General features: G+C 33.2%; 7 protein-coding genes. 2 read left to right on the top strand and 5 right to left on the bottom strand.

All coding sequences use genetic code 11. From position 1 onward, the window contains the following. Positions 1 to 265 precede the first annotated feature (265 nt). Positions 266 to 523 carry an AbrB/MazE/SpoVT family DNA-binding domain-containing protein gene (locus PEPTYR26121_RS08760; protein ID WP_002834889.1) on the top strand — a complete coding sequence of 86 codons (258 nt, stop codon included), beginning with the start codon at positions 266 to 268 and terminating at the stop codon, positions 521 to 523. Further along, complete coding sequence (locus PEPTYR26121_RS08755) at positions 523 to 789, top strand: type II toxin-antitoxin system RelE/ParE family toxin (RefSeq protein ID WP_180501045.1); 267 nt, start codon at positions 523 to 525, stop codon at positions 787 to 789. The genes PEPTYR26121_RS08760 and PEPTYR26121_RS08755 overlap by 1 nt, the downstream gene beginning before the upstream one ends. Positions 790 to 866: 77 nt before the next feature. Here PEPTYR26121_RS08755 and PEPTYR26121_RS08750 read toward each other — a convergent pair whose 3' ends face one another. The 5 genes from PEPTYR26121_RS08750 to PEPTYR26121_RS08730 all read right to left on the bottom strand — a co-directional run. Next, positions 867 to 1268: a DUF1492 domain-containing protein gene (locus PEPTYR26121_RS08750; RefSeq protein ID WP_070611463.1), complete on the bottom strand. Its 402-nt coding sequence runs from the start codon at positions 1266 to 1268 to the stop codon at positions 867 to 869. A 93-nt stretch (positions 1269 to 1361) separates the two neighbouring features. Continuing rightward, positions 1362 to 2708: a DEAD/DEAH box helicase gene (locus PEPTYR26121_RS08745; RefSeq protein WP_019131834.1), complete on the bottom strand. Its 1347-nt coding sequence runs from the start codon at positions 2706 to 2708 to the stop codon at positions 1362 to 1364. Continuing rightward, complete coding sequence (locus PEPTYR26121_RS08740) at positions 2709 to 2990, bottom strand: VRR-NUC domain-containing protein (protein WP_044565549.1); 282 nt, start codon at positions 2988 to 2990, stop codon at positions 2709 to 2711. Further along, entirely contained in the window at positions 2948 to 3205 is a 258-nt protein-coding gene (locus PEPTYR26121_RS08735) for a sterile alpha motif-like domain-containing protein (RefSeq protein ID WP_019131836.1), read from the bottom strand. The genes PEPTYR26121_RS08740 and PEPTYR26121_RS08735 overlap by 43 nt, the downstream gene beginning before the upstream one ends. Before the next feature lie 264 nt (positions 3206 to 3469). Then, positions 3470 to 5375: phage/plasmid primase, P4 family (locus PEPTYR26121_RS08730; RefSeq protein ID WP_180501043.1), on the bottom strand; the 1906-nt coding region annotated here is incomplete at its 5' end.

The following is a 5375-nucleotide window of genomic DNA, read 5'->3' as shown; positions in this document are numbered from 1 at the left end:
GTTCTTTGCAGAATCGTCCATCAACTAATTCAGGACAACCTGGATGTGAACATGGTCTCTTAGGTTTGCTTGGCACTTTATCACTCCATAAAGAAAGCCCTGAAGATTAAATCTCCAAGGCTCATTTTATTATTCTTTTGCTATTCTAACTATACTACAACTACTTACTCTCATTCTATCAACTTTACTCTCCACTTGACTTTTTTCTCAGAAGAAAATATAATTTAGTTAGAAAGTATGAATTTCTAACTAAGGAGGTTTCGTTATGTTAGTTGAACTAAAAGCTAAATCACAAGTTACTATCCCAAAAGACATAGTAAACTCTATGGAATTAAATCAAGGCGATCAATTTGAAGTCATAGAAGATAACGGAAAAATTGTACTTGTTCCAGTTGCAATCTATCCAGAACACGTCATAAAAAATTTAAAAGCTGAAGTAAAAGAAATTAAAGAATCTATAAAAAATGGGACTCAACCTGTTTTTGATTCTATCGACTCTCTATTTGAGGAGTTGGATAAGTAATGTCATATAAAATTACTTATTCGAAAGCCTTTAAAAAACATTACAAAAAGCTATCTGATACTGAAAAGAAACAAACGAAAAAGAAACTTAAATTTTTTGTAGAAAATCCTACTCATCCATCTTTAAGAACTAAGAAAATACAAGGTACAGATGGAATATGGGAGTCTTCTATCAATATGGATATTCGCATTATTTGGTTCTATGAAAATAATGAGTTGATATTTCTTTTAGATATTGGACACCATGATATCCTGGATAAGTTTTAAAATTAGTACTATAATAAAAACACGAATTGAAAACGAAAGTTTTGCGGGTGATGCATTTATGCGTCACCCGATTTTTTTTATATCTCTATATTTTTCAAAGCCTTACTATGAAGTCTAAAGATATGCTGAATTGAGTAATTCATTTCAACTGCTATCTTCTCCCAAGATTCAAAACAAAGATATCTTTTTTCTAAAACTACTTGAAGTTCTTTATCTTCAATCTTTTTTATTGTTCTTACGATTTCTTTTTTCAAGTCTACCAACTTATCTATATCCCTATTGATTTCTTCTTGAAGGTCTATAATCTTAACAATAGTATCTTCAAGTTTTGATGATCCTCTATTAGGACTCTTAGGCATATCGGATAAGGTCGATGTAGCTTTTGTAGCTAGGGCATTGAGTGATTCAACTTGCTCTAGCTTACTGTTGATTCTCTTGTCTAAATAAAAAGCTTGTTTTAAATATTCTTTTGCGTTCATTTCTTACCTCCATATGTTTTTGAGGTAAGTTATCCATATAACTTCTACTCTTGTATTAATCTTAGCAAATTTTGATAGTGACATTCTATGACATCAACTCTCTAGATTCGCTTTTACTGCATCTATAAGTGCAGCTTGTGTCTTGTTCTTATTTTCTAATGCTTTCATTACATCTTCATCAATGGTTTCCTTTGCTAGGATATGATGAATCACAACTGTTTCTTTCTGACCCTGCCTATATAGTCTGGCATTGGTTTGCTCATAAAGTTCTAATGACCAAGTAAGGGAAAACCAAATAAGTGTTGAGCCACCTGCTTGTAGGTTTAATCCATGACCAGCAGATGCTGGATGGATAATGGCTACAGGAATCTTACCTTGATTCCATTCTTTAAAGTCCTCACTTGTCTTAAGCTCTCTTACATCAAACCTATCTTTTATTCTTTTTAAATCCGACTTGTACCAATAAGCTATCAGAACAGGTTTACCATTTGCACCTTCTATTAAATCTTCTAAAGCATCAAGCTTTCTATCATGAATATGAATCATATTTTTATCTTCATCATAAACAGAGCCTGATGCCATTTGCAGTAACTTATTAGAAAGGGCTGCAGCATTAACAGCATCTATATCTTTATCCTTAATACTAACAACCAAGTCTTTTTTTAAGGTCTCGTAGATATCTCTTTCTTTATCTGATAGATTTACAAAGACTTCATTGTTTATCTTCTCTGGCATTTTTAGATAGTCTTCAGCTTTCATAGAAACTGTGATATCTGATATCTTTTCATAGATTGCATCTTCAGCAAAAGGAAGTGGCTTATAGGAATAAATGATTGGTCCGTTTCTCTTATCTGGTTTGAAGTAGATTTCCCTATACTGACCAATAAATCTACCAAGTCTCTCTCCCATATCAAGCAGTCTAAACTCAGCCCACAAATCCATTAGTCCATTAGATGATGGAGTTCCAGTAAGACCAACTATTCTTTTTACCTTTGGTCTAACTTTCATCAAGGCTTTAAACCTCTTTGACCTATGAGACTTAAAAGATGATAATTCGTCAATTACGATCATGTCGTAGTTAAATGGTATTTCGCTCTTATTTATTAGCCAGTCTACATTTTCCCTATTGATTAAATAGATATCTGCTTGTTTATTTAATGCTTTTATTCTTTCTTTTTCACTTCCTACGACCACTGAATATTTTAAGAAATCAAGGTGAGACCACTTTTCTATCTCTTCTTTCCAAGTATCCCTAGCAACTCTTAATGGTGCTACAATTAAAACTTTAGAAATTTCAAAAGAATCAAAGAGTAAGTCTTTTATAGCTGTTAGACTTATAACCGTCTTACCGAGTCCCATGTCCAGTAGAAGTGCTGATTCTTCATTTTCTTTTATAAATTCAGTAGCATAGTTTTGGTATTTATGTGGAGTGTATTCCAATTAGTTACCTCCGATTCTATTTATTATTCCATCAATGTTTTCTTTTGAGTCAAGAACATAAACCTTAAAACCTAAGTTTTTAAATTGTCTTATTCTCTTTTTCTGAATTGGTCTTGGTTCTCCTCCAGGTCTTTTTGTTTCCACAAATCCAATCTTTCCTTTAGGTAGAAGTATTATCCTGTCTGGTATTCCCGTCATTGATGGAGATGTAAACTTAAGACATAGACCCTTATTCTCTTTTACTCTTTTAACAAGGGCAGATTCAATATCTTTCTCTCGCAATTTTCATACTCCTTCCATGCTTTTTCAAAAGCCATCATACAATCATAACAAGCACCCTGGCTTTTTAAATAATTTTTAATCAGTCTTTTCCAGCCCTTAAATTTCCCTGTTTTATTTTTAGGAAAGTCTCTATCTTCCTTCATATCTCTTGCTAAATCTCCTCTTGGAGACTTTTCATTTAAGTGATTTTTCATCATGTAGTTATAGAAATTCATAAATCCTCCATTTTTCTAAAGTGTTGTATAGTGTAGCTATATATAAACCTTTTACACGAGAGAATAAAAATAATATATAAAAGAAAGTAGGCTATGACTATTCACACCATACAAAATGCGTATATTAAGCCATTTCAGTGTTAAGTCAAGTGTAAATAGTCATGTCTTTTTGTAGTTTAGTGTATGCACTTTTCATTAATTAAGAAAAACTTTTTTCTATGCAATCATCTTTATTTAGCCTATAAATGCTACACTAAGATGCATTTATAAAAAGTCGTCTTCCGACTCCATTAAATCATTGATGGTTATACCACCCCATTCAATTCCCCTATTTGTCCTTTTCTTTTCATAACCTTCTGCTATAAGGGCTCGTGAAAAATCTCTATTGTTTCTAATATATTCTCCATTTGAACCAGCCCACTCACGATAAACTTGATATAACCTTGCACTCATTTCTTTATAATTTGTTCCTTTTATGCATTTATCTGAAATAAAATGGTTTATCCAGTCATTTTCTTCTTTATATGAACTTTTAGCATCATCTACGACATTACATTTTGGATATTTAAAGCCTGCATCTATATATTCTTTTGCTCCTTCAATCATCCACTGTAGAATTGCTCCTCCTGCTTTTTCTATAAGCTTATCTATATAGTCTGTCTTAGGATTTTTAATGGCAATAGAAAATGGAGCCACCACAATTCTTCTCCAGGTTCCTCGATCATTAGAGCCCACCTTTGGTAGATGGTTTGTATAGAGAATAGTAGAATGTGTTGGCGTAAATGAAAAGGGTGCATAGTATTTTCTTTCTGCTGAAATATCATCAACACTTGCTATCTGCTTTAACATAGAACTTGACAGTCTTTGACCCTCTTCTGTTTCAGAGGCTAGAATAAATCTCTTACCACATAACTCTGCAAGATCAACCTTCACATTCTTTGCTCTTGTTGTTAAAGACTCAGCTGGGATTTTACCTGCATAGTCTCCAAGAACGTGAGCCTCTGAATTAAAAACAGTAGACTTTCCATTTCCTCCATCTCCGTAAGCTATAAGGAGTGCTTCTTCATAAACATGACCTATTAATGTAGACCCTGCATGGAACTTTAAGAAATTAATAAACTCATCATCTCCACCAGTTACATCCCTTAAAGTATCTATCCACATATCCATATTATCCTTACTTGGAGCTAGGGCAGTAATCTTCGTGCAATAGTAAGACGGGTCATGCTCTTTTATTTCACTTGTTTTTAAATCAATAACTCCAACAGGTGTATTTAAAATAAAAGCATCTGCATCAAGTTTTTCATTTTTAACTTCTAACAAAGACTTGGCTAGTTTTAATATTCCAGATACTTTTCCGTGGTCGTTCATCTTTTTAGCAAAATTAAGATAGGCTTTTGCAGTATTTACTTTTAACTTTGCTTGTACTTTTTCTTCCTTATTTCCCATCATTTCTGCATCTGCTAATTCTTGATAGGTCTCTTTAAATTCAATGCTTGCGTTTTCTAAAACTTTTTTGGCAGTCTCCATATAAAGACTCATTACTTTTAGCTCAGAATCTTCCCACTTCTTGCCCGTCCAATAAAGCCAGCCTTGAGATATGGTGTAGATAGCTTTACCTTTGTTGTGCTTAGTAAAGATTTCAGCCATTGCTATATCTGTAAGTTTCTCAGGCTTATATTCCTCATACCTTTCATTGTATTCTTCAGGTGGTACATAATCTTCACTCGCCGCCACCTTTTTATAAAACTTACAAGCTGACTTCCATATTTGTTCTAACTCCTCATCTTCTAGTGGTGGAGAACAAAGGCTGGCTTTTTTATCGAATAGTTCTCTTGCCTCATCTGTATTTCCATATCGAATTAAAATCCTACCAGCAAAATGGTTCATAGTTGAATTTCTAGAGCCTTGCTGAATCAAGTCTTGAGAATTATCAAAATCCTCAAAGTCATCTTTTAGAATATCAGTTATATATTTCCTTCCCCTAACTATTTCAACGGCAGGATTCTTAACTCCAAAGAAAAATCTCGCTCCATCTAAGGCATTTCCATCAAAGAAAGTATAAGCCTCCGCCAAGCTTTCTTTTATTCCTACATATTCAGCTAAATTTGTGATCTTAGGAATTGGAAAATATATGTGCATTCTTGGTCTTGCAGCTTTTCCATTTTTT

The sequence above is a fragment of the Aedoeadaptatus nemausensis genome (assembly GCF_903819165.1).
GTDB lineage: Bacteria > Bacillota > Clostridia > Tissierellales > Peptoniphilaceae > Aedoeadaptatus > Aedoeadaptatus nemausensis.
The sequence above is the reverse complement of the archived record's forward strand: the minus strand, read 5'-3'. Positions and strand labels throughout refer to the sequence as shown.

Bases quoted from the DNA above. Each gene is read 5' to 3' on its own strand.
- PEPTYR26121_RS08750 (WP_070611463.1), bottom strand. From the start codon at position 1,268: ATGAACGCAAAAGAATATTTAAAACAAGCTTTTTATTTAGACAAGAGA.
- PEPTYR26121_RS08755 (WP_180501045.1), top strand. From the start codon at position 523: ATGTCATATAAAATTACTTATTCGAAAGCCTTTAAAAAACATTACAAA.
- PEPTYR26121_RS08735 (WP_019131836.1), bottom strand. From the start codon at position 3,205: ATGAATTTCTATAACTACATGATGAAAAATCACTTAAATGAAAAGTCT.
- PEPTYR26121_RS08760 (WP_002834889.1), top strand. From the start codon at position 266: ATGTTAGTTGAACTAAAAGCTAAATCACAAGTTACTATCCCAAAAGAC.